24 protein-coding genes are annotated in these 25,351 nt (G+C 44.3%); 17 read left to right on the top strand and 7 right to left on the bottom strand.

Going from position 1 to position 25,351, the window contains the following annotated elements; all coding sequences use genetic code 11:
- The first annotated feature begins 221 nt into the window (after positions 1-221).
- From ABNE31_RS03465 to ABNE31_RS03455, 3 genes are all read left to right on the top strand, one after another.
- Complete coding sequence (locus ABNE31_RS03465; RefSeq protein WP_349352383.1) at positions 222-1,058, top strand: DUF4328 domain-containing protein; 837 nt, start codon at positions 222-224, stop codon at positions 1,056-1,058.
- Positions 1,059-1,164: 106 nt separating this feature from the next.
- The gene (locus ABNE31_RS03460) at positions 1,165-2,304 is read left to right on the top strand and encodes an SPFH domain-containing protein (RefSeq protein ID WP_349352382.1); all 1,140 of its coding nucleotides are present in this window, start codon (positions 1,165-1,167) and stop codon (positions 2,302-2,304) included.
- Between the two features lie 185 nt (positions 2,305-2,489).
- Positions 2,490-3,584: a DNA helicase PriA gene (locus ABNE31_RS03455; protein WP_349353023.1), complete on the top strand. Its 1,095-nt coding sequence runs from the start codon at positions 2,490-2,492 to the stop codon at positions 3,582-3,584.
- Positions 3,585-3,689: 105 nt separating this feature from the next.
- On the opposite strand, the gene ABNE31_RS03450 is transcribed toward ABNE31_RS03455, so the two are convergent.
- From ABNE31_RS03450 to hemH, 4 genes are read right to left on the bottom strand one after another with little or no spacing between them, the layout of a single operon-like run.
- Positions 3,690-4,787, bottom strand: coding sequence for a lactonase family protein (locus ABNE31_RS03450; RefSeq protein ID WP_349352381.1), 1,098 nt, complete (start codon positions 4,785-4,787; stop codon positions 3,690-3,692).
- A 53-nt stretch (positions 4,788-4,840) separates the two neighbouring features.
- Positions 4,841-6,217 (bottom strand): MATE family efflux transporter, encoded by a 1,377-nt coding sequence (locus tag ABNE31_RS03445; RefSeq protein WP_179383356.1) that lies wholly within the window; start codon positions 6,215-6,217, stop codon positions 4,841-4,843.
- A gap of 55 nt (positions 6,218-6,272) precedes the next feature.
- A complete protein-coding gene (locus tag ABNE31_RS03440) occupies positions 6,273-7,064 on the bottom strand; it encodes a DUF3050 domain-containing protein (RefSeq protein ID WP_349352380.1) in 792 nt (263 codons plus the stop codon).
- Between the two features lie 28 nt (positions 7,065-7,092).
- On the bottom strand, positions 7,093-8,139 hold the full coding sequence (gene hemH, locus ABNE31_RS03435) for a ferrochelatase (RefSeq protein ID WP_179383354.1): 1,047 nt from the start codon (positions 8,137-8,139) through the stop codon (positions 7,093-7,095).
- Between the two features lie 146 nt (positions 8,140-8,285).
- On the opposite strand from hemH, the gene ABNE31_RS03430 reads away from it, so the two are divergent.
- Both ABNE31_RS03430 and ABNE31_RS03425 read left to right on the top strand, forming a co-directional pair.
- On the top strand, positions 8,286-9,356 hold the full coding sequence (locus tag ABNE31_RS03430; protein ID WP_349352379.1) for a mechanosensitive ion channel family protein: 1,071 nt from the start codon (positions 8,286-8,288) through the stop codon (positions 9,354-9,356).
- Positions 9,346-10,197, top strand: a complete 852-nt coding sequence (locus ABNE31_RS03425; protein ID WP_349352378.1) for an N-acetylmuramoyl-L-alanine amidase-like domain-containing protein — start codon at positions 9,346-9,348, stop codon at positions 10,195-10,197. Before ABNE31_RS03430 ends, ABNE31_RS03425 begins: the two co-directional genes overlap by 11 nt.
- Here the strand turns inward: ABNE31_RS03425 and ABNE31_RS03420 are convergent.
- Together ABNE31_RS03420 and ABNE31_RS03415 are read right to left on the bottom strand one after the other, a co-directional pair.
- Positions 10,183-10,941, bottom strand: a complete 759-nt coding sequence (locus tag ABNE31_RS03420) for a ThuA domain-containing protein (protein WP_349352377.1) — start codon at positions 10,939-10,941, stop codon at positions 10,183-10,185. The genes ABNE31_RS03425 and ABNE31_RS03420 overlap by 15 nt on opposite strands.
- Before the next feature lie 10 nt (positions 10,942-10,951).
- A complete protein-coding gene (locus ABNE31_RS03415; protein WP_179383350.1) occupies positions 10,952-11,836 on the bottom strand; it encodes an AraC family transcriptional regulator in 885 nt (294 codons plus the stop codon).
- 204 nt (positions 11,837-12,040) lie between these two features.
- On the opposite strand from ABNE31_RS03415, the gene hemA reads away from it, so the two are divergent.
- From hemA to ABNE31_RS03355, 12 genes are all read left to right on the top strand, one after another.
- Complete coding sequence (gene hemA / locus ABNE31_RS03410; RefSeq protein WP_179383750.1) at positions 12,041-13,297, top strand: glutamyl-tRNA reductase; 1,257 nt, start codon at positions 12,041-12,043, stop codon at positions 13,295-13,297.
- Positions 13,294-14,220, top strand: coding sequence for a hydroxymethylbilane synthase (gene hemC, locus ABNE31_RS03405; RefSeq protein WP_349352376.1), 927 nt, complete (start codon positions 13,294-13,296; stop codon positions 14,218-14,220). Before hemA ends, hemC begins: the two co-directional genes overlap by 4 nt.
- Entirely contained in the window at positions 14,198-14,863 is a 666-nt protein-coding gene (locus tag ABNE31_RS03400) for a uroporphyrinogen-III synthase (RefSeq protein WP_349352375.1), read from the top strand. Before hemC ends, ABNE31_RS03400 begins: the two co-directional genes overlap by 23 nt.
- An 84-nt stretch (positions 14,864-14,947) precedes the next feature.
- On the top strand, positions 14,948-15,973 hold the full coding sequence (gene hemE / locus ABNE31_RS03395; protein WP_349352374.1) for a uroporphyrinogen decarboxylase: 1,026 nt from the start codon (positions 14,948-14,950) through the stop codon (positions 15,971-15,973).
- Positions 15,970-16,461, top strand: a complete 492-nt coding sequence (locus ABNE31_RS03390; protein WP_349352373.1) for a hypothetical protein — start codon at positions 15,970-15,972, stop codon at positions 16,459-16,461. Before hemE ends, ABNE31_RS03390 begins: the two co-directional genes overlap by 4 nt.
- Positions 16,458-17,360 (top strand): oxygen-dependent coproporphyrinogen oxidase, encoded by a 903-nt coding sequence (gene hemF / locus ABNE31_RS03385; protein WP_349352372.1) that lies wholly within the window; start codon positions 16,458-16,460, stop codon positions 17,358-17,360. The genes ABNE31_RS03390 and hemF overlap by 4 nt, the downstream gene beginning before the upstream one ends.
- 28 nt (positions 17,361-17,388) lie before the next feature.
- On the top strand, positions 17,389-18,177 hold the full coding sequence (locus tag ABNE31_RS03380; protein ID WP_349352371.1) for a PhzF family phenazine biosynthesis protein: 789 nt from the start codon (positions 17,389-17,391) through the stop codon (positions 18,175-18,177).
- Between the two features lie 21 nt (positions 18,178-18,198).
- Complete coding sequence (gene hemB / locus ABNE31_RS03375; protein ID WP_349352370.1) at positions 18,199-19,188, top strand: porphobilinogen synthase; 990 nt, start codon at positions 18,199-18,201, stop codon at positions 19,186-19,188.
- Positions 19,189-19,265: 77 nt separating this feature from the next.
- Complete coding sequence (locus tag ABNE31_RS03370; protein ID WP_349352369.1) at positions 19,266-20,573, top strand: serine hydrolase; 1,308 nt, start codon at positions 19,266-19,268, stop codon at positions 20,571-20,573.
- Positions 20,574-20,613: 40 nt separating this feature from the next.
- Positions 20,614-21,735: a hemolysin family protein gene (locus ABNE31_RS03365; protein ID WP_179383342.1), complete on the top strand. Its 1,122-nt coding sequence runs from the start codon at positions 20,614-20,616 to the stop codon at positions 21,733-21,735.
- Positions 21,735-22,205, top strand: coding sequence for a methylated-DNA--[protein]-cysteine S-methyltransferase (locus ABNE31_RS03360; protein ID WP_349352368.1), 471 nt, complete (start codon positions 21,735-21,737; stop codon positions 22,203-22,205). The genes ABNE31_RS03365 and ABNE31_RS03360 overlap by 1 nt, the downstream gene beginning before the upstream one ends.
- 9 nt (positions 22,206-22,214) lie before the next feature.
- Positions 22,215-22,928 carry a 3'-5' exonuclease gene (locus ABNE31_RS03355; RefSeq protein ID WP_349352367.1) on the top strand — a complete coding sequence of 238 codons (714 nt, stop codon included), beginning with the start codon at positions 22,215-22,217 and terminating at the stop codon, positions 22,926-22,928.
- 196 nt (positions 22,929-23,124) lie between these two features.
- Here ABNE31_RS03355 and ABNE31_RS03350 read toward each other — a convergent pair whose 3' ends face one another.
- Positions 23,125-25,320, bottom strand: coding sequence for a S8 family serine peptidase (locus ABNE31_RS03350; RefSeq protein WP_349352366.1), 2,196 nt, complete (start codon positions 25,318-25,320; stop codon positions 23,125-23,127).
- Positions 25,321-25,351: the final 31 nt, after the last annotated feature.

Genomic DNA, 25,351 nt, shown 5'->3' with positions numbered 1-25,351 from the left:
CTTTTCTATAAATGAATGACAAGCTTTTATCATTATTGATAGTCCTAAGGTTTTGATTACCAATGGTTCTTCATCCATATAAATACGCTATTGCATTCCATTGCAAAACATTAATTCTTATTTATCCGATAAGAATCCGAATAAGAGATATGTCCCTTTAAGATTGGATAGGCAATAACCGAAACATAAAGCTCGTTTCAATAAATCACTAACCAATGATTATGACAAGATCTGAACGACTGGTTTCTTGCAAACAATGCAAAAACCGCTATCTCGACTTTAATAAAGGACTTCTATGTAACCTTACAGGCAAGGAAGCGGATTTTGAAGGAGAATGTCAAGACTTTGAACAAGATGTATCAAACACTTATATAAGAAAACCAAAAGAGGCCATAAGGCCCAATACCAATAGAGCGCTATGGGCGCAATACCTTATTTGGGCAATACTGGGTTTCAGTCTATTTTCTTTGTTATCCTCCTATCTTCAATATGACCTTTTGTTAAAAGTTCAAGAAGGTTTTTATGTATCTGAACATGAGCTAACCAATAATGATTTAAGGGAAGGAGTCGTAGGGATTATTACTATTGTTTTGTACGTAACCTCAGTTATTCTATTTATTAGATGGTTTCGAAGGGCATACTACAACTTAAATAGTAGAGGGAATACAACATATGACGAAGGTTGGGCCGCAGGCAGCTGGTTCGTTCCAATAATCAATCTATTTCGGCCATATCAAATTATGAAAGAAATCGATGATGAAAATTGCAGGCTTATTGAAAAACATTCACAAAAACCTATTTCGAAAAGCTCCATTCTCATAGGGTTTTGGTGGGCAGCTTGGATAATCGGAGGTATTTTGGGACGTTATATTTTCAAATCAGGTTTAAATGCAGAAACACTTGAAGAACTGATGGCCAGTACGCAAGCCGATATGCTAGGTATCGTATTTGACGTTCCGCTCTCTTTGCTGGCAATTTTTACTATAAGAGAAATATCCAAAAAAGAAGATCTTTTATTTCAACTAGAAGAAAAATCACTCGAAAAAACTCAAGCCTAGTTTTTCTACAAATTCCGTAACATTTTGGATTGTTTTCATACTAACTTAAAGGAAATCTTCCCGATTTTTAATAGTTTTAAAGAGATAACAACTAAACACTATACCCATGGATATTTTTGGAAAAATCAAGGAGAAGCTCAGTAACGAGTTTATTGATATTGTCGAGTGGTTGGATTACACCGACGACACCATTGCGCATCGCTTCGAGCGATATCAAAACGAAATAAAAAACGGTGCGAAGCTCATTGTTCGTGAAGGACAGACAGCCGTTTTCATTAACGAAGGTCAATTGGCCGATGTGTTCGGGCCCGGCACCTACGACCTCACCACACAGAACCTGCCCATTTTAGCGACCCTAAAAGGGTGGAAGTATGGATTTAACTCTCCCTTCAAGGCCGAAGTGTACTTTGTGAACACCCACCTTTTTACCGATGAAAAGTGGGGAACAAAGAGCCCAATCACCTTGAGCGATGATCGCTTTGGTCTGGTAGAAATACGCGCCTTTGGCACCTATGCCTTCAAAATTTCCGATGCTGGAAAATTTATCAAGGATATCGTTGGTACAGACAGCAACTTTACCAATTTTGAAATCAATGAGCACCTCAAAAGTTTGATAGCCACCCGTTTTACCAATACCGTTGGCCAAGCCAATCTTCCCATCGAGCTTTATGCAGCAAACACCACCGAGCTTTCGGACACTTGTCGCGAGGTGATGTCGCCTGAGTTCGAAAGTGTAGGTATTTCCTTGGAAAAATTCTATATCGAGAACGTTTCCATGCCCGAAGACCTCAAAAAGGAAATCTTCGAGTACAGCCGTATCGATAAATTGGACTTGGACAAACTGACCAAATTCAAGACGGCAAAGGCCATCGAAGCTGCTGCACAAAACGAAGGTGGAACTGCAGGTGCCGGAATGGGCATGGGTATGGGATTTGTGCTGGCCCAACAAATGGGAGGCATGATGGGCGGAAACGCACAAGCCGCTCCACAACAGGTTGCACAACCCATGGGAGGTGCTGTTCCTCCTCCAATGCCAACACCCACCATGTACTACTATGCCTCCAATGGGGTGCAGCATGGGCCCGTTACCTTTGAGCAGATGCAGTCTTTGTTTGCCTCTCGCACCATCAACCGCGATAGTTTGGTGTGGAAACAGGGAATGTCCGCATGGACCGCTTTGAAAGAGATTGAGGAATTGAAATCGTTCTTGGGAGGCAAGACGCCGCCACCATTACCAACGGAGTAATCTTTTTATTGGCATTTCGAAATGAGTTGCAAAGCAACGATTGAGAAATCTCAGTGTTGCAATTGAGATTTCTCAGTCGTGAACTCCTTCGAAATGACAACAAAAGTACCAATTACCTTGTCATTCCTGTGAAAACAGGAATCCAAAAAAACAATCAAGATTTCCGCCTTCGCGGGAATGAATCTATGGAAGAGCAAAAAATCCAAAAGACCGAACTCAAAAAAGCCTGTGTCAATTGTGGTGCAGAGCTTAAATACAAGCCTGGCACTACCCAGATAAGCTGCGAATATTGCGGACACATGGAGACCATTGCCTTGGATGACAACGGGTTCGAGGAATTGGAACTGTACCCTTTCCTTAAGGAAATGGGCGCCCAAAGGCACAGTGAGGAGATTTCCATGCTGCATTGCAAAAATTGTGGTGCCGATCAGCATGTGGAAGAAAATTACAAGTCCCTTCATTGTGTATATTGCGGTCAACCCTTGGTAGTTGCAGACGCCTATACCGAAAAATGGATTTTACCAGGCGCCGTACTTCCCTTCCAAATCGACAAAAAGCAATCTTTTGCCATTTTTAAGAAATGGGTACAAGGATTGTGGTTCGCTCCCAACAATCTAAAAAAGGCGGCACTGGACCCTCAATTCACCAAAGGTTTGTATTTGCCCTACTGGACCTTTGATGCGCAGCTTTACGCTTCCTACACCGGCCAACGCGGAGAGTATTATTATGAGACCAAAAGGGTTCGCGACTCCAATGGCAAAATGGTAACCAAAAGGGTTCGGAAAACAAGATGGTATCCAGCAGCCGGTCAGGTTTCCGGTTTTGTGGACGATACGCTCATCAAAGCATCACATCAAAAGGCGGGAAGAATCCCAAGTAAAATCGCCTTTTGGGATTTGAAAAAGCTCCAACCGTTCAACAGTGGATTTTTATCAGGATTTGTAACCGAAAAATATACCATCCCGCTCAATGACGGTCACCTGCAATCCAAAGAAGTGGCCAGAGGTATTGCCGAAACCTGGTGTAGGCGTGATATTGGCGGGGACACCCAACGCGTGCTTTCCATGGACATGAAACTGTCCGAGGAAACGTTTAAGCATATTTTGTTGCCCGTTTATGTGAGTGCCTATCGGTATAGTGGTAAGGAGTACAATTTTTTCATCAATGGGGAGAATGGACAGATATCCGGCACACGACCTTATAGTTTTTGGAAAATATTCTTTACTGTTCTTGTAGTGATAGCCGTAATTGGTGTGATTGTGTTGCTTTCTAAAAAATAATAAGGAGTCAGTTCGAGTGATTTCCCAAGGAAATTATATCGAGAACTTAAAACAACAGTATCTCGATTCAAAAACGCTTCGCTTTTCCACTCGATGTGACCAGCTTTACTCAAACACCAAACAAACAGGATTGGGATGACTGGTTTCGTTCAAAAAAGTTAACGTACCCTTTTCCAAGTCCCTTTTGAACACCACAATATTGCTGGTCTTTTTATTCGCTACCAATAAAAACTCGCCCGTGGGGTCCATGGAAAAGTTTCGAGGCCAATCACCGCGGACCGACTCCCTACCAACCAAATCCAATCGTCCTGAATCTTGATCCACTTTAAAAATCACTATGGTATTTTCTCCTCGATTGGATCCATACAGAAACTTGCCATCAGGTGAGAGATGAATGTCGGCACAAAAGCTTTCCCCATCAAAATCCGCAGCCAAGGTTGGCACTACTTGAACTTCTTGATAATCACCCTGAGTATCCTTTTCAAAAATGGAAATGGTACTGTTCAACTCGTTGATGACATATAGCAATTGTCCACCTTTACCAAAGGTAAAATGGCGGGGTCCTGCCCCATCTTTAAAGGTCAGGGAGAATTGTTCAGCTGGAGTAAACTTTTCCTCTTCTTTCTGATAGCGCTTAACAGCATCCAGCCCTAAATCGGTCACCATTAGCCCTTCTGGAGTGAATTGAGCCATATGTGCATGCGATGTCTTAACGGAATCCAATGGCTTGTGGTCGATTACTTGCGGATTCTCGGCCAGCGAGCCATCTTCATTGAGGGCGAAAATGGAAACATTGCCTCCCGTATAGTTGGCTACGGCCAATTGGCCATTACCCGAAAGTGACACATGACAGGGGTGTGCCCCTTGGGTTCCTCTGCTATTTTGAAGCTCTAGTGCTCCCTTTTCCAAACGAAACGCGGTAACGCCTCCGCCCAAACTATCAAAATCGGCAGTTTCCTGAACGGCGTAAAGGTTCTTTTTATCCTCCGAAATGGCCAAATAGGAGGGATTGGTCAACTTCGCCGCCAGTTTTTGGTTGGAAAGCTCCCCTGTATTCGCATCAAAGGAATACGTATAAATGCCTTCACTATCGCCATCGGTATAGGTGCCAACAAATAGGGTGTACATGGGTTTTTCTTGAGGTTTTTCTGCACAAGCGATTGCTAAAACAGCAACTAAGCCCGCTAGAATACTATTTTTCATGGATGTTTAGTTAGGCCACCCAAATTAAACATTCTAAATCAAAATAAAGAGGTTTAGGAGAGTTCGCTCTTGATTTCCTTTTGAAGAAAGAAGCCGGTTACAATGGTCGATAGCACATCTGCAATACAAAACGAAAGCCATACGCCTATTTCACCCATAAATTTGGGCAGTACCAAAATCAAAGGGATAAAAAAGAAGCCTTGACGGGTCAAGGTCAACAACAAGGCTGGGGTAGCTTTCCCAATGGCCTGAAAATAAGCTGCCCCGATCAACTGAATGGCAATTATAGGGGTTGCGGCAAAGACCAAGCGCATGGCCAAAGGTGTATGCGCAAGCACAAAATTGTTGGTGGCGATTTCTTCTGCGGACAATTCTGGTCGATTGCTCAAAAACAGGGAGGCGATTTCGGACGGGAAGACCATCAGCACTATAAAGACCAAGGTTGCGACCAAGGCCGCATATTTAATGGCGGTGTAGATGGATTCCTTCACCCGATCGTATTTGACGGCACCATAGTTGTAGCCCGCGATGGGCAAAAACCCCTGAGTAACCCCAAAAACCGGGAACAGGGCAAACATCAACATCCTGCCGATAATCGCGTACACCGCGACCATGGCCTCCCCGCCCAGATTGAACAATATATTGTTCATCAATAAGTAGACAATACTGGTCACAGCTTGGCGGGCCAATGTCACAAATCCCAAGGAACCGATTTCACGGAGGATGGGGCGGTCCAATCCAAAATGGGAAACATCTATCTTAAGTTCGGAGTTGTCGGACAGGAAAAAATAGAATACGTAAAAGAAACAAAGCAAATAGCCCACCGTGGTCGCCCATGCGGCCCCGTGCATTCCCCAATCGAACACATAAATAAAGATGTAGTCCATCAACAGGTTCCCAACGGATGGGATGATCATGGCTATCATGGCAAAGCGAGGTTTGCCCTCGGCACGGATGACCGAATTTCCCATCATACAGAGCGCCAAGAAGGGAACTCCGTACAAAATGATGGTGTAGTAAATCTTCGCAGGTCCAAAAATAGAACCTTTCCCTCCAAAGGCCGGAATCAGGCTATCCACAAAGTAAAGCCCAAGGGCCACCATGGTAATGGTTACCAATAAGGTCAGGGTAATCTGGTTACCGAAGGTTTTTAGGGCTTTTTCGCGGTTGTTGGCACCAAGTGCACGGGAAATGATACTGGAACCTCCAATACCGATGGCCATTCCAAGGGCGGCAATAAAAAAGGATACCGGCAGCACTACATTGATAGCAGCGATGGCTATGGGCCCGATCCAATTTCCGACAAAAATGGAATCCACCAGCACGTTCAGGGACATCACCAAAATACCGATGGAAGCGGGTACAGCTTGTTTGATCAGTAATTTTCCAATGGGTTCCTGTCCCAGTTCATCGGAGGTTATTTTGGCCATGCCAGTGGGTATTCTTTGGGTTTACAATAAGGTGAATGCTATAGTTGTTTCAAAACTACAACGCATTCACCAAATTACCTTTGTTCTCCTTCAGTTTTTCAGCAATACTGTTCCAAAGCGCTATTCGATAGTGCAATGCCTGTTTGCTGTGCTCCAGAACATCGTTCCATTTTTGGTCATCGGAACCACAAAGCGCCTTGATCATGCGCAGCGCTAAAGGTCCATGCTCGTCCCCATCCAACTCGATGTGCCTTTTCAGGTAGTACTCCAGTTTCTTGTATTGGCTAGCGCCCTGTTCGCCCGATTGTTCGATAATGCCCAAAAACATATCGGGAATCAAGTCTTCGCGACCAAAAGTAAAAGCAGCTGCGATGATATGCGGTTCTTGGGTATTGATGACCTTAAAAGTGAACTGAAGAAAGTCTCTTTCTGCTTCATTGAGGTCAGCCTTCTCAATTTGGGCAGATATCGTTGCCAAATCCGTAAACGAAGAAATTGTTGCTTCCACTTTTTGGGTGTCAGCTTCAACTTCTTTCATGGCATCCAAATACATTTCAAAATGACTTTTGGCCTCTCCTTTTTCATTAAAGTCGCTCTCCTCCTCCAACACAATCTCATTGATGAATCGGGCTACAGCAGTATCCGTTGCCGGATGCCAAGGCAAACCAACGCAGGTAAGCTGCTGCTGAAGCGCCTTTAAAAGTGACATAAAATCCCAAACGGCATACACATGGCTCTCCATAAAGGTCTTGATGTCCTCAATGGTTTCCAATTGGGCGTATAGCGGATGGTTCTTGAGTTGTTCCCGAAGAGGTTGGAGTTCTTGCTCCAAGATTTCAATTTTCATAGCAATTCTTTTATTCTTCTTACGGAATTTATCGGATATGGGTTTCGGGCAATGCTCCTTTTTCCTCCCAATCCTTGATCCAGTTGGCCATTAGTTCGGCCCAATCGTCGCGGTCGTTCAAACAGGGAACATGTTTATAATGTTCTCCACCGGCTTCTTCGAACTGCTCCTGTCCTTCCATGGCGATTTCCTCTAAGGTCTCCAAGCAATCACTCACAAACGCAGGGGTAATCACTGCCAGTTTTTTGATGCCTTCGTGACCTAGACGTTCAAACTCCTTATCCGTAAAGGGCTGCAACCATGGATCGCTCCCCAATCTGGATTGGAACGAAGTGCTGACCTTATCTTTTGGAAGCCCAAGCTCTTTGATGACCAACTCGGTAGTATCGTAGCACTGGTGACGGTAACAGGTATGGTGTGCCACGGAATTGGTCTTACAGCATTGGCCATCCAGTTTACAATGGAACTTGGTAGGGTCAGATTTTCGGATATGCCTTTCGGGAATTCCGTGATACGAAAACAAGATATGTTCGTAATCAAAATCCTTTAAGCCTTCAGCAATACTTTTGGATAGTACTTTGATGTAATCCGGGTTGCTGTAAAAAGCGGGAAGGGTTGTTAAGTGCATCTCAGGAAAGTCCTTTTGTTGCACCTCCAGTGCCTTTACCACCACGGTTTCGTAGGATGACATGGCATAGTGCGGATACAATGGCACCAAAAAAACCTCATCAACGCCCTTATCCTTCAATTCCTGCAATCCTTCCTTGATGGACATGGAGCCATAGCGCATCCCTAAAGCAATGGGAAGGTCGGTATGCTTTTGTACTTTTTCCGTGAAACGTTTGGACAGAATAATGAGGGGAGAACCTTCTTCCCACCAAATTTTGGAATAGGCCTCAGCAGATTTTTTGGGACGGAAATTCAAAATGATGCCTCTCACAATGATGTTCCTCAACACAGGATTTACGTCGATAACACGCTCATCCATCAAAAATTCATCCAAATACGGCTTTACATCCTTTGCGGTTGGGCTATCCGGAGATCCCAAATTGACCAATAAAACTCCTTTTTTCACGGCTTTTTAGTTTAGGTCGCTAAAATACAACACGTAGTGGACTTGACCTTTTTCACATCCAAATTCTTTCTTATGATCAAATAATGTTTCTCGATTTTGTTTAACCATTCTTCCTTTCTTGACCATTCTATCTTATTTTTGGAAATATGGAGTCTTTCTACGACAATGTTTCCAAAGAATCCCTGATTTATTTAGGTGTGACCCTAGTTGTGCTCGTGATACTTTATTGGGTCACTTCCGTAGTCCTGAAACGACTGGGAAAAAACCCTAACTATTTATTGCCCAAAACCGCTTTTAAACGGCTGGCATTTCCATTGATTCTCATTTTTCTCTCCGTCTTGCTTCGCATGAAAGCACTGCGGGACATTCTAAACCTATCGGAAGCTGGTTTCTGGTTTAGAAAAATCAGTACCATTCTTTTCATTTTTGCCATGGCATGGGTAATGATTGCCCTGCTTAAAATCATTAAAAAAGCGGTCATCCAAAATTATGACATAGGAGAAGCTGATAATTTAAAGGCCAGAAAGGTCTACACCCAGTTTACCATTTTGGAACGGATCTTTATTTTTATTGTTATCCTCTTGGCCACAGGATTTATGCTGATGAGCTTTGAGGAAATCCGCGAAGTGGGTATTAGCATTTTTGCCTCGGCAGGTGTAGCGGGAATCATTATTGGGTTTTCGGCCCAGCAGTTCATCGGGACCATTCTGGCAGGTATCCAAATTGCCATTGCACAGCCCATAAAACTGGATGATGTGGTCATTGTGGAGGGTGAATGGGGCCGCATTGAGGAGATTACCCTGACCTATGTGGTAGTGAGCATTTGGGACAAAAGGCGCTTGATCGTACCGACGCCCTATTTTATCAACCAACCCTTTCAGAATTGGACGAAAACCTCTTCAGAGCTGATGGGGACCGTATTCCTTTATGTAGATTACAATGTCCCTTTTGATCAACTGCGCGAGGAACAGACACGAATTTTGAAGGATACCGACCTGTGGGACGGCAATGTGAACGTAATACAAGTAACCGATACCAAACCCAATTATGTAGAGATCCGATGTTTGGTAAGTGCCAAGGATTCTCCCACAGCTTGGGATTTACGGGTCCATCTCCGCGAAAAACTTATTGTGTATTTACAGGACAACTATCCGGAGAGCATTGCCAGAACCACCCGATTATCGGTTGAACATAAAAACGGTTTTAATGAGAAATAGCATATTCATGGCCCTTTTGATGTTGGGAGGCTTCGCCAATGCCCAACACATCACCTGTTCTCCTGAGGACAAATCCTTGTTTGAGCATAAAATCGCCGATCTAAAGCAAACAAGGGCATCGAGTCTGGGAGATACCATTGCCTTGGTGGGACAGTCTTTTTTGGGAACGCCTTATGTGGAAAAAACACTGGAAGTTGGGGATAAGGAAACCTTGGTAATCAATTTTGGTGGACTGGACTGCACCACCTTTGTGGAAAATGTCATGGCGTTTAGTTTGATGCTGAAACGTCAACAGACCAATTTTGAAAGTTTTACCAAGAACTTGGAGACCGTTCGGTACAGAAATGGGGATTTAAAAGGTTATCCCTCTCGTTTGCATTACTTTACGGAATGGATTCGGAACAACGAGAAAAAAGGTTTGGTGAAGGATATTACTGCAGAATTGGGTGGTGTTGCGTTGGAAAAACCCATCAACTTTATGGGCACCCATCGTGATCTGTATCCGTTTTTGGCCAACGATACGAATTTTAAAGCCATGCTTACGGTGGAAAAAGAGCTTGCCAAGGAAAAGCTTTGCTACTTGCCCAAGGATCAAATCGAAAGCAAGGAACAGCTCATTAAATCGGGTGACATTATTGCGCTGGCCACTTCCATAAAAGGTTTGGACGTGACCCATACGGGCATTGCCATTCATCAACCGGACGGGCGACTGCATTTATTGCATGCTTCCAGCAAAAACGGGGAGGTGGAAATTTCTGAATTGCCTTTGGCGGATTACCTCAAAAACATCAAAAGCAATATTGGAATTATAGTAGCGAGACCGACCTTACTTCCGCTTTAAACACCATTCGATGGCTCCCAAAAGGTGTTGACGGAACATGGGTTCATCATAAGAATCATCGGTATGGCCGCCACCAGTGTAAAAAGCCCTGCCCCCATCGAATTCCTGATACCATGCAATCGGATGGTTGGTGCCATTGGTGCCACCTTCGTAGCTGCTTTCATCCAAATTGAGCAACACCGTAGTTTCCGAACTTAGGGTTTTGTAATTGTACCACTCATCGGTTCGTATCCAAGTATCTGAAAGATGTTCCGTTGCCGGATGCGACTTGTTGACCACATTGATGGTCGCTTTTCGGACATTGGGGTTGCTAGGATGGGAATCGAAGTAACCCCCTACCAACTTTCCGTACCAAGACCAGTCATATTCGGTATCTGCCGCAGCATGAACACCCATATAAGCGCCACCACTTTTTATGTAAGACTCAAAAGCCCGTTGCTGTGTAGCATCCAAGACATCCATGGTGGTATTCAGAAACACCACAAGCTTGTAGTTACCTAGATTTTGGACCGTAAAGTCCTCACCCGACTCCGTCTGCAAGGCAATAAAACCATTTTGCCGTCCCAATTCCCTTAAGGTTTGGACCCCTTTTTCAATAGATTTATGCCTGTAGCCTTCCGTTTTGGTAAATACCAGCACCAATTCAGGCATTTTTTTCGCCTCGGCCTCGATGGTAGGGTCATCTTGAGCCATAATGGGAAGCGTAAAACAAAGAGCGAGCAAGAAAAGTGGTATGAATTTCATAAGGGTACCTTTAGACGTTTGAAGTTAAATATTTTTTGGGCGTAGTACCGAATTTCTTTTTAAAAGAGGCTATAAAATGGCTAGCAGTGCTGTATCCGACCTTTAATCCTACTTCGTTGACGTTATGTTTGCCGGTTTCCAGCATTTTTCGGGCATAATCCATTTTATAATCGAACAAAAATCCAAAAACGGAGTCCCCATAAATCTGTTTAAAACCCTCCTTTAATTTTTTAAGGCTCAAGCCAACTTCTTGTGATAGTTCGGCCAAGGTCGGCGGTTCGGCCATACGGGAAATCATGATTTCCTTGGCCATCCGGATACGGCGCACATTATCTTCATCCGCCAAATAAGGGCACTGTTCCAAATCGGCATCCTCGGTTTTGTTGAAGTAGAGAGAAATCAATTCATACACCTTCCCTTTCAGGTATAATTTTTTTATGGATGGATGCAGGTTGTAGTTCATCAATTGGCTCAGTACAACGGCTGTGGCAGGCGATACCATTTCTTGGGAATAGTATTTCTTTTCCTTGTTTTCCTCGCTCAAAAAAGGAATGTAATCCGCTTCGTTGGAAAATAGGGCGTGGAACTTTCTAATGGTCATCACCACGGAAAGCAACCATGACCCTGGCGAGACCACTAAGTCAAGCGGCAAATCCTTCTGGGTATTGTAAAGCAAGAGCGAGTTTTCCTCGTTGACTTCCAAATAGTAATTCCCTTCATTAAAGTTGAACTTGGATTTGCCCTTCAAACAGAAATGAAACTGGATATAGGTACTGTCGATATCCCGTTCAATAAGTTTTGGTTCTTGGGTATCGTTTTGGATTTTAAGGATGTAAAAGCCATCTTCCACCAAAATTTCATCATAAGAACCGCTAGCGATATTTTTCACATTCATTCTTCGTCTGATTTTGTTTTCCTACTAATTTAGAATCGCTCTAAATTGTATACTGCTTAAGCTAATTTATCAATAATAACAGTGCTTACCATCATTTTTATCAAAAATAAAACATAAAATGGCAGCGATGGTCATTTATAGTACCGCTAGCGTTATTTTTTGACCTACAAGCCTGTTATTTTTGTGCTGCGATTTATATCCTTTATGAGGGACTACCATATTTCAAAACATAATTCCTTCTATGCCATTGGGTTGAGTTACAAGAAGGCAGATGCAGAGGTTAGAGGAAAGTTCAGTCTGGATGTTCCTGCTATTGACCGTATTTTGGGCAAGGCAAAGGAATTTGGAATTGATGGCCTGTTGGCTATTTCCACATGTAACAGAACCGAACTATACGGTTTTGCACAACACCCCTACCAACTTATCAAATTGCTGTGCGACGAAACCCCTGGTACCGTTGAAGAATTTCAGGAAGTGGCCTACGTGTACAAAAATCACGATGCCATATCTCATATGTTTAAAGTGGGCACTGGTCTGGACAGTCAGATTCTGGGCGACTTTGAAATCATCAGCCAAATAAAGCAAGGGTTTTACCGATCCAAAAAGCAGGATATGGCCAATCCTTTCCTGGAACGCTTGTGTAATTCGGTAATCCAAGCAAGCAAGCGAATCAAAAACGAAACAGAAATTTCCTCTGGTGCCACTTCGGTTGCCTTTGCCTCGGTTAAATATATCTTGGATAATGTAGACGACATTTCCAACAAGAACATTTTGTTGTTCGGGACAGGCAAGATTGGACGGAACACCTGTGAAAATTTGGTGAAGCACTCCAATAATTCCCATATCACTTTGATCAACAGAACGCGTGCGAAGGCGGAAGATATTGCCGGTAAGTTCCAATTGACGGTAAAAGATTATGGCGACCTTCAAACGGAAATCCGAAAAACCGACATTTTAGTGGTGGCCACAGGGGCTCAATTGCCCACCGTTTCCAAGGCCATCATCCATCCCAAAAAACCTTTGCTGGTTTTGGACCTATCGGTGCCCAAAAACGTTTCTGATGATGTAAGGGAATTGGACAATGTGACCTTGGTGCATTTGGACCAACTTTCCCAAATTACCGACGAGACCCTGTCCAAGAGAAAGGAATATGTTCCCAAAGCGGAAGCCATCATAGAAAAGGTAAAAAAGGATTTCCTCAAATGGTTGGAAAGCCGAAAATTTGCCCCGGTCATCAATGCCCTAAAGGACAAACTCAACACCATGAAAGCCGAGGAAATCGACTTTCAGACCAAAAAAATTGAAGGATTCGACCAAATACAAGCGGAAATCATCTCCGACCGTATCATCCAAAAAATCACCAAGCAGTTTGCCAACCACCTAAAGAGCAACGAGGTCGATACCGATGATAGCCTGGAACTGATACAAAAGGTCTTTCAGCTAGAACTACATTCCAAATGAGCAAAATTATCCGCATTGGAACCCGCGACAGCGAACTCGCGCTGTGGCAAGCTACCACCGTGCAACAAAAACTGGAAGCGCTCGGGTACGACACTATTTTAGTGCCCACCAAATCGATGGGGGACCAAGTGCTGGACAAACCGCTTTACGAACTGGGAGTTACCGGAATATTTACCAAAACCTTGGATGTGGCCATGCTCAAGGGCGACATTGATATTGCCGTCCATTCCATGAAAGATGTTCCTACGCAACTTCCCAAAGGTATTGTGCAAGTAGCCGTATTGGAGCGCGCCATGACCCATGACATATTGGTGCACAAAGGTTCTGGTTTTTTGGAACAGGACCAACCGGCTACCATTGCCACCGGAAGTTTGCGCAGAAAGGCCCAATGGTTGAACAAATATCCCCATCATACCGTGGTAGACCTCAGGGGAAATGTGAATACACGTCTCTTAAAATTAATTGAGAATGATTGGCAAGGGGCCATTTTTGCCCAGGCAGGACTGGAACGCATCAAATTGTTGCCCAAAGATGCCATTCAACTGGATTGGATGATTCCTGCACCCGCACAAGGTGCTATGCTCATTGTGGCCATGGAAAATGATGCATTCACCAAAGAAGCCGTATCCCAACTCAACCATACCGAAACCGAATTGTCCACAACTATCGAACGTGAATTTTTGCGGACCTTGGAGGGTGGTTGTACCGCACCCATTGGGGCTTTGGCCCAAATAAAAGACCAAAAGGTTTATTTTGAAGGCGTTGTTTTTTCGTTGGATGGAAAGCAGAAAATCGATATCAAAAAAGAGGTGAAACTATCCGAAGCCCAAGGGCTAGGTAAACGTAGTGCGGAAGAGGTATTGCAAAAAGGTGGTGATAAATTGATGCAGCAAATCAGAAATGAAAACAATACTGTCCACTAAAATGTTGAGCTTGGCCCAAAAAGAGCTTTTTTTAAATTCCGGTTTGGGATTAGTGGAGTACGATGCCCTAAAAATTGAGCTGGTTGACGTGAGAATTCCTTTGGACCAAGTGAACTATATTTTTACGAGCAAAAACGCAGTGAATGCTTTTTTGGAACAAGCCAGACATTCAGATGCATCGCGGTTCGCTGCCTTTTGCGTCGGAGAAAAAACCAAGAGATTTTTGGAAACCAATGGAATGAAAGTGTTGGAAATGGCCCAAAACGCCTCGGATTTGGCCAGGATTATCATGGAGAAGCATCAACACAAATCCTTTTTGTTTCTTTGCGGCAACAAGCGGAGGGATGAACTTCCTGAAACACTGACAAAAAATAACGTTCAGTATAAAGAATTGGAAGTGTATCGCACTCATTTGAATTCCAAAGCGTTTCAACGCAATTTTGATGGTATTTTGTTCTTTAGCCCAAGTGGCATCCAAAGCTATCTTTTGGAAAATTCAGTAGGAAACAGCACCCTCTTCTGTATTGGAGATACCACCGCCGCTGAGGCCAGAAAGTATTCAAACAAAATAATAGTTGCCAATAAGCCGACCGTAGAAAACGTGTTGGTCCAGGCGATAAAAGAAATGTCATTCCGCACTTGATGCTGAGGGTAGTCGAAGCATGATGCGGAAACCAAAAATAATATAAAAGATTCCTGTCTGCACAGGAATGACAAATTAAAATTTATGATCAAAAACGACTTGTTCCTTCAAGCTTTAAAAGGTGAAACCGTTGAACGTCCACCCGTATGGATGATGCGACAAGCAGGGCGCTATTTGCCCGAGTTTATGGAACTCCGTAAAAAATACGATTTCTTTACCCGCTGCCAGACCCCTGAATTGGCTTCTGAAATTACCGTGCAGCCCATACGCCGCTACGGTATGGATGCAGCCATTCTGTTCAGTGATATTTTGGTAATTCCACAGGCTATGGACATTGAGGTGCAGATGAAGCCCAATTTTGGACCTTACCTCCCCAATCCTATCCGTTCACAAGCAGATTTGGACAAAGTAATCGTTCCCGATATCCAAGATTCATTGGGGTATGTGATGGATGCGATTACCATAACCAAGGAAAAGTTGAACGACGAAGTTCCTTTGATCGGGTTCGCAGGCTCTCCGTGGACCATTCTCTGCTATTGTGTGGAGGGACAAGGGAGCAAAAGTTTCGATAAGGCACGAGGGTTCTGTTTTACCCAGCCTGAAGCTGCACACGAACTGCTTCAAAAAATAACCAACACCACCATTGCCTACCTCAAGGCCAAGGTAAAAGCCGGGGTAAACGCTGTGCAAGTTTTTGACTCATGGGGCGGCATGCTCTCACCACAGGACTACCAAGAATTTTCGTGGAAATACATCCAGCAGATTGTTGATGCATTAAAAGAGGAAGCTCCCGTTATTGTATTTGGAAAAGGGTGTTGGTTCGCCCTCAAAGATATGGCCAACTCCGGCGCTTCGGCTGTTGGGGTAGATTGGACCTGCTCCGCACAAAACGCGAGGTATTTGACCGGCGGAAATATTACGCTTCAGGGGAATTTTGATCCCGCGCGTTTACTGTCCCCACCTGAGAAAATTAAGGAAATGGTCACGCAAATGATCCGTGATTTTGGCAAGGATAAATACATTGTGAACTTGGGCCACGGCATATTGCCCACCATTCCTGTAGAAAACGCAAAAGCGTTTATTGACGCGGTAAAAGAATACAAAGGGTGAACCTTGTTGCAGTACTAAAACGGGTCGATTTAAAAAATATACTGAAAGTTATAGGTATTGGTTTCAGCCGACCTCATCTGGTGCTGCCCACCGTTAAGGCTACGAAGGACTGCATTGCCATTTCCACCCAAAACTATGGAAAGTTGCATCATAAAAATGGGCCCGCCAATGCCTTTAGACATGCTTTTTGGAATTATTTAATTGCGAAAAGATGCTTTAATTGGCACAGCAACGAAAAGACCGTTTTAGCTTGGGCCAAAAAAGTGACGGATTGGCACGAGGATTCATTTCCAAATCAACCCCTGCCAAGGGCCATGGATTTGCACAACAATGAGGTTGGTCGTTTGGTTTTTACACAACACCTACTAAAATCCGAGCAGGAAATCGTAGCATTGATGAAGGAAATGACCTCGGAATCCATTAAAATCGACACTAACACAGACCTGTCTGAATATAAAAACCGAATGGTACATATTTTAGAACAATGAAGGATAAATTTTACGAATACATTCAGCAACTACAAGATACCATAACCACCAAATTGGAAGAATTGGACGGCGTGGCCAAATTTCAACAGGATTTTTGGGAGCGTGAAGAAGGGGGAGGGGGCAGAACCCGGGTGATTGAAAACGGTACTGTTTTTGAAAAAGGCGGTGTCAACATTTCCAAGGTACACGGTCCACTGCCCAAGAGCATGCAAAATTACTTTGGTGTGGAAGACGTGGATTTTTTCGCTTGCGGCCTCAGTTTGGTGATTCATCCCAAAAGTCCAATGGTTCCCACCGTGCATGCCAACTGGCGCTATTTTAAAATGTATGACAAGGATGGGGACATCGTAGATCAATGGTTCGGCGGCGGACAGGACCTCACCCCTTATTATTTGTTTGACGAGGATGCCGTTCATTTTCATAAGACGTGCAAAAAGGCCTGTGATGCACATCATCCAGAGTTTTACCCTACTTACAAAAAGAAATGTGACGAATATTTTTGGAATGCCCATCGAAATGAAGCCCGTGGGGTTGGCGGATTATTTTTCGATTACTGCAAGGCTACGGATGCAACCAGCATGGAAGATTGGTACAACTTCGTCACCGAGGTTGGCGATAGTTTCTTGGAAGCCTATGCACCCATTGTTGAAAAAAGAAAGAATCTCTCCTACACCAAAGAACAACGCGACTGGCAAGAAATTCGTCGTGGCCGCTACGTGGAGTTCAATTTGGTACACGACAAAGGCACCCTTTTTGGGCTCAAAACCAATGGCCGTATCGAAAGTATTCTGATGAGTCTACCTCCTCACGTACAATGGCGCTACGACCATCATCCGGAGAAAGGAAGTGAGGAAGCCAAACTGATAGAAGTGCTAAAAGAGCCGAAAAATTGGGTTTAATCCGTAGTTTTGATAGCAAACCTAGCTTATGAGACAGAAAATATATCAAATCGATGCCTTCACCAATCGGACTTTTGGCGGTAACCCAGCGGCCGTCTGCATCCTAAATTCGTGGCTGAGCCCAGAGTTGATGCAAAAGATAGCCCAAGAGAATAATCTGGCCGAAACCGCCTTTGCAGTTAAAAAAGATGAACAGTACGAGATTCGCTGGTTTACCCCAGAAGTGGAAGTGGACCTTTGTGGACATGCCACTTTAGCGACTGCTTTTGTGCTGTTTCACTTTTATGAATTTGACGAAAATACCATTCAGTTTTATTCACCACGCAGTGGAAACCTCAGCGTTGACAAGGCTGATAATGGTTGGCTTACCTTGGATTTCCCAACAGACCACCTGATTGCCATTCAAAATGTTGACGAGTTGGACGCTGCTATTGGACAAAGTCCAATAAAAACCCTGAAAGGGAAAACCGATTACTTGATGGTCTATCGCTCCCAAAAAGAGATTGAAGCCTTGGAACCCAACCATCACTTATTGGCGCAATTGGATGTTCGTGGGGTTATTGTGACGGCGCCTGGGGACGAAGTGGACTTTGTTTCCCGTTTTTTCGCCCCGGCCTGCGGTGTTCCCGAAGACCCCGTAACCGGTTCGGCCCATACCTCTTTGGTTCCGTATTGGACGGAAGTTCTTCAAAAAACCAAAATGACGGCCAAGCAACTTTCCAAAAGGGGAGGCGATTTGGTCTGTGAATATTTGGGCGACCGCGTAAAAATATCAGGCAAAGCCGTACTTTATTTGACCGGGGAAATAGACATTTGATCAACACTTAATACTTAGCATATGTACCCACTTATACGAAATAGAAGACTCCGTGCCTCCGAATCCATCCGGAGATTGGTTCGGGAAACCACCTTGACACCAGATGACTTTTTGGTACCGCTCTTTGTGACCGAAGGAAAAGGAATCCGAGAAGAAATCCCATCCATGCCCAATTATTTTAGGTTGAGTTTGGACCAGTTGGAGAAGGAAGTAAAGGAACTTTGGAACATGGGATTGTGTTCCGTGCTCCTTTTTGTTAAAGTGGATGATAAACTGAAGGACAACAAAGGCACCGAAGCCCTTAACCCCAACGGTTTGATGCAGCGCGCCATAAAAACCGTAAAAAATGCCTCTCCCCAAATGCTGGTGATGACGGATATTGCCCTTGACCCCTTTTCATCCTACGGCCATGACGGTATCGTGGCAGAGGGACAGATCCTGAATGATGAAACTGCCGAAGTACTTGCCGAAATGAGTGTATCCCATGCCCAGGCAGGTGCCGATTTTGTAGCACCCAGCGATATGATGGATGGCCGGATCTTGACCATTCGCGAAGCTTTGGAAGATGAAGGATTCATCAATACAGGAATTATGGCCTATTCCGCCAAATATGCCAGTGCCTTTTACGGTCCCTTCCGCGATGCGTTGGATTCCGCTCCAGTGGACATTGCCAATGTGCCCAAGGACAAAAAATCCTATCAAATGGATTATGCCAATCGGTATGAAGCCATCAAAGAAACCCAAATGGACATTGATGAGGGGGCTGATATCGTAATGGTAAAGCCAGGCTTGTGCTATTTGGACATTGTTAGGGAAATCAAAAATGAGGTGGAAGTGCCAGTAGCCGTTTACCAAGTTTCTGGGGAGTACGCCATGGTAAAAGCTGCTGCCGAAAAAGGTTGGTTGGACCACGATGCGGTTATGCTGGAACAGCTCACGGCCATCAAAAGAGCAGGTGCCGATATAATCGCTTCGTATTTTGCTAAAGATGCAGTAACCTTAATAAGTTGATTCTTTTTCGTCGCCCTGAGCGCAGTCGAAGGGTTGCGAAGGATTTTATCCGAACTTTGGGATAAACCTCAGCCAAAATGAAAATACGAACCACTTCGATACTCTTCTTCATTTTAGTGATGCACTTGGGGTTTGCCCAACGCGAGCTTATCCATGCCTTACCCTCCCAATTAGGGTTCGATGAGGCTTTCATCAACCAAAAGGTGGATTCCATCATGGAAATGGGCATCGATAGCTTGGCTTTTCCCGGAGCGCAGCTCTTGGTGGCCAAGAACGATACCATTATTTTCCACAAAGCCTATGGTTTTCAAACCTACGATAGCATCCAGCCGGTAGCCTTGAACGATTTGTACGATTTGGCCTCTGTCACCAAAATCTCGGGACCGTTGCCTGCTTTGATGAAGTTGGTAGATGAGGGAAAGCTCGATTTGGATGAACCTTTCAGCAGATATTGGAAGCCTTGGCGACACCGAAAGGATAAAAAAGACCTCACGCTTCGGGAAATCTTGGCGCATCAAGCAGGGTTGGTACCCTATATCGTTTTTTTGAAAAAAGTATTACGGAAGAATGGTGCCCTCAAAAGGCGGTTCTTGCATGCTTCATCCAGCAAAAGATTTACGGCACAAGTGTACGATGGGCTGTACATCAACCATCGTTTTGAACGAAAGATGAACCGAATCATCAATCGCTCCAAGGTCTCCGATGAAAAGAAGTATGTGTATTCGGGACTCTCGTTCTTGCTTTTCCCCCAATTGATTGAACAGCTGACAGGAACCGATTATCAAACCTATTTGGATGAAAATTTCTATCAACCATTGGGTTGCCATACCTTGGGATATCTTCCAAAGGAAAATTATTACGCAAATGCAATTGTTCCCACCGAAATGGATTCCATTTTTAGAAAAACGGTGGTACAAGGTTGGGTACACGATGAAAATGCATCGCTCAAAGGAGGTGTATCGGGGAATGCCGGCCTTTTCGGCACAGCGGACGACCTCGCCAAGTTGATGCTGCTTTATCAGAATTACGGCAAGGTTGATGGCCAGCAATTGATTTCAGCCGAAACCGTAAAAGAATTTACCGAAGTTCAATATCCCGAAAACGACAACCGTCGTGGATTGGGTTTTGACAAGCCGCTGCTGAACAATTCAGAACTTCCTTTGGGCGAAGCCTACCCTTCCCCCTTGGCCAGCCCCAAAAGTTTTGGCCATTCGGGATTTACGGGAACTTTCGTCTGGGCCGACCCTGAAAACAGATTGACCTTTATTTTTCTATCAAACCGCGTTTATCCGTCACGTAGCCATCGCCAATTGTATGAGCTGAACATCCGAACTGCGCTGCAGGATGTTTTTTATAAAGCTATGGTATTACCCATTCAAAATTGATTCCTATTCCCTATCTTGGTACAAAAGATTCGGCCATCCTATGGGACTACTCATTTTTTACGCCCTAATTTCCATTTTCTTTTCCTTTTTGTGCTCCATCTTGGAAGCGGTGCTCCTCAGTGTCACCCCTACCTTTATTAACTTAAAAAAGCAAGAAGGCAAGGATTATGCAGCCACTTTGGAATCCCTTAAAAAGGATGTGGACAAACCGCTTATTGCCATATTGACCTTGAACACCATCGCCCACACCGTGGGAGCCATTTTGGTGGGGGTACAGGCGAAGGTAGCTTATGCGGAAATCTATGGAACCACAGAACGGACCCTTTTTGGTTTTGCCTTTACGGAAGATTTGATGGTCGGAATTGTCTCCACGTTGATGACCATATTGATTCTGGTGGCCTCAGAGATCATTCCAAAGACCATTGGAGCGACTTTTTGGAAACAACTGGCCAACTTTACCAGTAAGGCACTAAACATCATGGTATTCGTTTTAAAATGGACCGGATTGCTTTGGCTTTTGCAACTCTTCACCAAACTCGTTGGTGCCAAAGGCGAGCACGGCAGCGTGTTGAGCCGTGAAGATTTTAGCGCTATGACGGAAATTGCGCACGAGGAAGGCGTCTTCAAGGAATCGGAGTCCAAGATGATCAAAAATCTGCTGTATTTTGATGAAATTCTGGCTCGGGATGTCATGACACCACGAACGGTGATGAAGGTTGCCTCTGAAGATATGCCCATCAAGGAGTTTTTTGAGAAAAATAGACCCCTTCGTTTTTCCCGCATACCCTTGTACAAAGATCGGATGGACAACATTACCGGTTTTTTTCTCAAGGATGAATTGTTGGAAGCCATTGTCAACAAAAAAGGGAACGAAACCTTGGCCACCATCCGAAGGGAGTTGTTGGTAACCAACCGGAGCAAGTCCATCAACGACCTTTTCAAAAAATTTGTGCAGAAACGCGAACACATTTCATTAGTAGTGGACGAGTATGGATCGGTAAGCGGATTGGTGACTATGGAGGATGTGATAGAAACCTTGCTCGGATTCGAGATCATGGATGAAAGTGACAATGTGGAAGACCTCCAGAAGCTCGCCAGAAAGAACTGGCATGCGCGCGCCAAGCGATTAGGAATTATTGAAGATGAAGATGAAATAGAGTGATGGAACATGCTTGTATACAGACCCCTATCGGAATCGCAGAGTTAATAGGCGATAAAAATGGACTGGCTTCGATTACCGTATTGGAGAGTAAAAAACCAAAAGGTACAATTCCAGCGGTTTTAAAGGATGCCGTTGAGCAACTTGAAGAATATTTTGAAGGAAACCGAACGGTATTTGAGCTTCAACTCAACCCTTCGGGAACCGATTTTCAAAAAAAGGTTTGGGAAGCCCTTTTGCAAATTCCCTTTGGAAAAACCATTTCTTATTTGGAACTTTCCAAACAACTCGGTGACGTAAAGGCCATTCGTGCAGTAGCCTCGGCCAATGGCAAAAATCCACTTTGGATTGTGGTTCCTTGTCACCGTGTCATCGGAACCAACGGAGACCTCACAGGATATGCAGGTGGACTGCATAGAAAAAAATGGTTATTGGAACACGAGAGTCCTGCCAAGCAGACGACTCTTTTTTAATGTATTGCCATGCTTTATAAACTTAACCTGAAGCATATCCTTTTTTTGGATATCGAGACCGTACCCCAACACCCAAATTTCACCGATCTGGAGGAAACCGCCCAACTTTTGTGGGAACAGAAAACCCAGTACCAACGCAAGGACGAATACACACCCGGAGAATTTTACGAACGGGCGGGCATTTGGGCCGAGTTTGGTAAAATAGTCTGTATCTCCGTGGGCTATTTTGTCCACAAAGGTGAACAACGAAATTTTAGGGTTACATCCTTTCACGGTGAGGAAATTGAAATCCTTAAACAGTTCAAGCAGCTACTGCAAGACCATTTTAGTCAAACCAAGCACCTCTTATGCGCACACAATGGCAAGGAGTTCGATTTCCCCTATATCGCTCGTAGAATGGTGATCAATGGCATTAACCTTCCCTATAAATTGGACCTTTTCGGAAAAAAGCCTTGGGAAGTGCCCCATTTGGACACTATGGAGCTTTGGAAGTTTGGCGACTACAAACATTACACCTCCCTAAAACTGCTTGCTTATGTCCTTGGGATTCCATCTCCAAAAGAAGATATGGACGGCAGTATGGTAAAGGATGTGTTCTACAAAGAAAAGGACATCGACCGCATCATCAACTATTGCGAATTGGATGTGGTGACCACGGCCCAAGTGTTCCTGCGACTGCAGAATGAGGAGTTATTGCGTGATGATGAAATCAAAAAAGTTTAGAAATTAAAATTGAAACAAGAGCCGAGAAATAAGAGTCAAGAGACAGGAATCAAGATGCAAGACCCAAGAGGGCAGTCATCTTTTGAACTTGATGTTTGAATTTGAACTTTTCAAATGGATACCGTATCATGCTTCGACTCATTTCGACTTCGCTCAATGACCCCCGCTCAGCAACCGTTCGGAATTAAACAACTAATTAGTTTTTATAAAACTTGGTACTCTTAATTCCGGCGTAATCTTGTACCACCAAAACGTATAGTCCGGCGGAAAGTGAGGATACATTAATGGAGCCTTGGGTTTTCCCTTTTTGGATTACATTCCCAGAAGTGGTCACAATGGAAAATTCAGCATCTTTTGACAGTTCAGCGTTCACATTTAAATAATCCACTGTGGGGTTTGGGTAAACGGATATAGTCAACTCTTGTGGAATAAACATGGGCGCATTTTCAATCAATGCCGTTTCAGCTCCATTAAACGCAAATTCGATAGGCTCCGAAAACTCGGACACTACATTTTCGGTACAGATGGAACGCACACGCGCTTCGTAAACCTTGCCTACTTCCAAGGCTTTAAGCTCAACGCTGCTTTCCCAAGTCAATTCACTGTTCCAGTCGTCCGAATCCACACTTTTATACTGAATCTCGAAAAGGGTTTCTTTGGCTTCCTTCCAAGAGAGGGCAGCTCCATCTTCCGTAGCATTATCCAAATCCAGATTGGAAGGAGTTTCAATCGAACATTCAGAAACTTGGGCTCCAGTAACGATCAGGGAAAAATCCTGAAGGCCGGTGGTCAATGTTCCTTTATGTGAAATGGTGATGGTATAGGTTCCGCTAGCTTGCTCCACTTCTAAGCGCTCAAAGGGATCAACTTTATTATCGCCCTTGGTGGCAGCATCGTTTGCTTTGGCTGGATTGAGTTTCCAAGGAAAATACGTTTGTCCATCCTTGGTGATACGAATGTCCAAATCATTGACCAAAGCGGCAGCAGTACTGTTCAATTCTCCTCGGTTAATGTTTTCCGAAGCTGGGTCTGTCCATGAAATCGAGGCCATCAACGGAACTCCTTCCATAGCGTTTACGGTAATGGTGTAAGTTTCCCCGTTGGACAACCGTTCCTCATTTACCAAAGTAGTGTAGTCTTTATTTTGAAGGACCTCAGCAGCAGCTTTGGCGTTCATAATACCCCAACCCATTTTGTAATCGGGTCCCTTGGCATCCACATCATCAGCCGTATGAAGGGCTAATCCCTTAAGGGTGGCAGCTTTCATATACGAACCAAAAAGCTCTTCGTGATACTGTTGCAACAACAAAAGTGACCCTGTCACTCCTGGCGCCGCCATGGACGTTCCCGAAGAAACCTGGTAGCTGCTATTGGTGGCTGAACTGGTGGAAAGAATGTTTCCGCCATCTCCGGCCAAGTCAGGTTTTACACGACCATCATCCACGGGTCCAAAACTGCTGTATCCAGCAACGGATGCCTTTTTTAAATCGCCGTTACTATCGATTTCGGTATTGGCACCGGCCACGGTCAATCCGTTTTTGGTGGTAGTAAAGCCCAATAGTAAGTCGAACCCATCAGCTGTTTTCCCAAAGTTGGGAGCATCATTATCAAAAGATTTTTGAGCATTGCCTGCAGCGGTCACCATCAAATAATGTGGCGCATTATACATGATTCGGTCCCAATCTTGGCTAACTTTAATGTAAGCGCCAAAGTACCAATCCGGCACCCGGTCCGAAAGTATTCCGTAGGAATGGTTGCTCAACAAAAGTCCGTTGGCAGCTGCTTCGGCCACTTCAATCTTGTCTCGGCTCCAATCGTGGGTTAAAGCCTCCGCGCCGTAGGCAACACCTCTAGCATTGGGCTCCACGCCGGCAGAGATTAAATTTCCGGTCACTAAGGTAGCGTGCAGACTTACTTCATTGGCTTGATCAGCGTTTTTGGCACGAACATCAAATTCTTGATGGGAAGATAGTGCTACACCGGAATCCCATACGCCAACTTCCATTTGGGTTCCTGATAGACCCAAATTGAGAAGGCCTTTATCATATAGGGTGTGGGCCCTAGAAGTTTGGGATGCAGGGTCATTTAAAGTTGTATAGAATAAAGGAGTACCATCTGTACCTACGTCTTCGAGCGCAATTTCGGTACCATCGGTTCTCTTTTCTGTAACTGTAATATTCTTGGATTTGACCAACTCACCTATTAGCTTTAGCTTAGCCTCATAATCGGCTTCCATCTCGGAAATGAATGTGGACATATTTCCGTACTCATAATCGAAACTAACTTGCTCTTTGGTGTCTCGTGTTTGTCCTAGGATGGAACCCACGCCCAAAAGCGAAAATAAAATGGAGAAGATTGCTCCCTTAGCCGAAAAAGGAAATCTGTAGTCCATGATAGTTTAAGTTTAGGTAAGATTTGGACTA

This window comes from Flagellimonas sp. MMG031, assembly GCF_040112705.1.
Classification (GTDB): domain Bacteria; phylum Bacteroidota; class Bacteroidia; order Flavobacteriales; family Flavobacteriaceae; genus Flagellimonas.
This window is presented reverse-complemented; position numbering and strand designations above follow the sequence as displayed.

What these genes read in the sequence shown, in the direction of transcription:
- ABNE31_RS03465 (WP_349352383.1), top strand. Translation starts at nt 222, where the DNA reads ATGACAAGATCTGAACGACTGGTTTCTTGCAAACAATGCAAAAACCGC.
- ABNE31_RS03460 (WP_349352382.1), top strand. Translation starts at nt 1,165, where the DNA reads ATGGATATTTTTGGAAAAATCAAGGAGAAGCTCAGTAACGAGTTTATT.
- ABNE31_RS03455 (WP_349353023.1), top strand. Translation starts at nt 2,490, where the DNA reads ATGGAAGAGCAAAAAATCCAAAAGACCGAACTCAAAAAAGCCTGTGTC.
- ABNE31_RS03450 (WP_349352381.1), bottom strand. Translation starts at nt 4,787, where the DNA reads ATGAAAAATAGTATTCTAGCGGGCTTAGTTGCTGTTTTAGCAATCGCT.
- ABNE31_RS03445 (WP_179383356.1), bottom strand. Translation starts at nt 6,217, where the DNA reads ATGGCCAAAATAACCTCCGATGAACTGGGACAGGAACCCATTGGAAAA.
- ABNE31_RS03440 (WP_349352380.1), bottom strand. Translation starts at nt 7,064, where the DNA reads ATGAAAATTGAAATCTTGGAGCAAGAACTCCAACCTCTTCGGGAACAA.
- ABNE31_RS03430 (WP_349352379.1), top strand. Translation starts at nt 8,286, where the DNA reads ATGGAGTCTTTCTACGACAATGTTTCCAAAGAATCCCTGATTTATTTA.
- ABNE31_RS03425 (WP_349352378.1), top strand. Translation starts at nt 9,346, where the DNA reads ATGAGAAATAGCATATTCATGGCCCTTTTGATGTTGGGAGGCTTCGCC.
- ABNE31_RS03420 (WP_349352377.1), bottom strand. Translation starts at nt 10,941, where the DNA reads ATGAAATTCATACCACTTTTCTTGCTCGCTCTTTGTTTTACGCTTCCC.
- ABNE31_RS03415 (WP_179383350.1), bottom strand. Translation starts at nt 11,836, where the DNA reads ATGAATGTGAAAAATATCGCTAGCGGTTCTTATGATGAAATTTTGGTG.
- hemA (WP_179383750.1), top strand. Translation starts at nt 12,041, where the DNA reads ATGAGGGACTACCATATTTCAAAACATAATTCCTTCTATGCCATTGGG.
- hemC (WP_349352376.1), top strand. Translation starts at nt 13,294, where the DNA reads ATGAGCAAAATTATCCGCATTGGAACCCGCGACAGCGAACTCGCGCTG.
- ABNE31_RS03400 (WP_349352375.1), top strand. Translation starts at nt 14,198, where the DNA reads ATGAAAACAATACTGTCCACTAAAATGTTGAGCTTGGCCCAAAAAGAG.
- hemE (WP_349352374.1), top strand. Translation starts at nt 14,948, where the DNA reads ATGATCAAAAACGACTTGTTCCTTCAAGCTTTAAAAGGTGAAACCGTT.
- hemF (WP_349352372.1), top strand. Translation starts at nt 16,458, where the DNA reads ATGAAGGATAAATTTTACGAATACATTCAGCAACTACAAGATACCATA.
- ABNE31_RS03380 (WP_349352371.1), top strand. Translation starts at nt 17,389, where the DNA reads ATGAGACAGAAAATATATCAAATCGATGCCTTCACCAATCGGACTTTT.
- hemB (WP_349352370.1), top strand. Translation starts at nt 18,199, where the DNA reads ATGTACCCACTTATACGAAATAGAAGACTCCGTGCCTCCGAATCCATC.
- ABNE31_RS03370 (WP_349352369.1), top strand. Translation starts at nt 19,266, where the DNA reads ATGAAAATACGAACCACTTCGATACTCTTCTTCATTTTAGTGATGCAC.
- ABNE31_RS03365 (WP_179383342.1), top strand. Translation starts at nt 20,614, where the DNA reads ATGGGACTACTCATTTTTTACGCCCTAATTTCCATTTTCTTTTCCTTT.
- ABNE31_RS03360 (WP_349352368.1), top strand. Translation starts at nt 21,735, where the DNA reads ATGGAACATGCTTGTATACAGACCCCTATCGGAATCGCAGAGTTAATA.
- ABNE31_RS03355 (WP_349352367.1), top strand. Translation starts at nt 22,215, where the DNA reads ATGCTTTATAAACTTAACCTGAAGCATATCCTTTTTTTGGATATCGAG.
- ABNE31_RS03350 (WP_349352366.1), bottom strand. Translation starts at nt 25,320, where the DNA reads ATGGACTACAGATTTCCTTTTTCGGCTAAGGGAGCAATCTTCTCCATT.